This is a genomic window from Shigella sp. SIG6 (assembly GCF_053555815.1).
The window spans coordinates 1-1,681 of record NZ_JBQZXC010000255.1 but is presented as its reverse complement, the minus strand read 5'-3'; the positions used below and the strand labels follow the sequence as shown (position 1 = coordinate 1,681).

Here is a 1,681-nt window from a genome sequence, read left to right as displayed (position 1 = left end):
AGACAATCTGTGTGGGCACTCGAAGATACGGATTCTTAACGTCGCAAGACGAAAAATGAATACCAAGTCTCAAGAGTGAACACGTAATTCATTACGAAGTTTAATTCTTTGAGCATCAAACTTTTAAATTGAAGAGTTTGATCATGGCTCAGATTGAACGCTGGCGGCAGGCCTAACACATGCAAGTCGAACGGTAACAGGAAGCAGCTTGCTGCTTCGCTGACGAGTGGCGGACGGGTGAGTAATGTCTGGGAAACTGCCTGATGGAGGGGGATAACTACTGGAAACGGTAGCTAATACCGCATAACGTCGCAAGACCAAAGAGGGGGACCTTCGGGCCTCTTGCCATCGGATGTGCCCAGATGGGATTAGCTTGTTGGTGGGGTAACGGCTCACCAAGGCGACGATCCCTAGCTGGTCTGAGAGGATGACCAGCCACACTGGAACTGAGACACGGTCCAGACTCCTACGGGAGGCAGCAGTGGGGAATATTGCACAATGGGCGCAAGCCTGATGCAGCCATGCCGCGTGTATGAAGAAGGCCTTCGGGTTGTAAAGTACTTTCAGCGGGGAGGAAGGGAGTAAAGTTAATACCTTTGCTCATTGACGTTACCCGCAGAAGAAGCACCGGCTAACTCCGTGCCAGCAGCCGCGGTAATACGGAGGGTGCAAGCGTTAATCGGAATTACTGGGCGTAAAGCGCACGCAGGCGGTTTGTTAAGTCAGATGTGAAATCCCCGGGCTCAACCTGGGAACTGCATCTGATACTGGCAAGCTTGAGTCTCGTAGAGGGGGGTAGAATTCCAGGTGTAGCGGTGAAATGCGTAGAGATCTGGAGGAATACCGGTGGCGAAGGCGGCCCCCTGGACGAAGACTGACGCTCAGGTGCGAAAGCGTGGGGAGCAAACAGGATTAGATACCCTGGTAGTCCACGCCGTAAACGATGTCGACTTGGAGGTTGTGCCCTTGAGGCGTGGCTTCCGGAGCTAACGCGTTAAGTCGACCGCCTGGGGAGTACGGCCGCAAGGTTAAAACTCAAATGAATTGACGGGGGCCCGCACAAGCGGTGGAGCATGTGGTTTAATTCGATGCAACGCGAAGAACCTTACCTGGTCTTGACATCCACGGAAGTTTTCAGAGATGAGAATGTGCCTTCGGGAACCGTGAGACAGGTGCTGCATGGCTGTCGTCAGCTCGTGTTGTGAAATGTTGGGTTAAGTCCCGCAACGAGCGCAACCCTTATCCTTTGTTGCCAGCGGTCCGGCCGGGAACTCAAAGGAGACTGCCAGTGATAAACTGGAGGAAGGTGGGGATGACGTCAAGTCATCATGGCCCTTACGACCAGGGCTACACACGTGCTACAATGGCGCATACAAAGAGAAGCGACCTCGCGAGAGCAAGCGGACCTCATAAAGTGCGTCGTAGTCCGGATTGGAGTCTGCAACTCGACTCCATGAAGTCGGAATCGCTAGTAATCGTGGATCAGAATGCCACGGTGAATACGTTCCCGGGCCTTGTACACACCGCCCGTCACACCATGGGAGTGGGTTGCAAAAGAAGTAGGTAGCTTAACCTTCGGGAGGGCGCTTACCACTTTGTGATTCATGACTGGGGTGAAGTCGTAACAAGGTAACCGTAGGGGAACCTGCGGTTGGATCACCTCCTTACCTTAAAGAAGCGT

General features: G+C 53.2%; 1 rRNA gene. It reads left to right on the top strand.

Going from position 1 to position 1,681, the window contains the following annotated elements:
- The first annotated feature begins 125 nt into the window (after nt 1–125).
- Nucleotides 126–1,667, top strand: a 16S ribosomal RNA gene (locus ACUU1M_RS20085).
- The last annotated feature ends 14 nt before the right edge of the window (nt 1,668–1,681 follow it).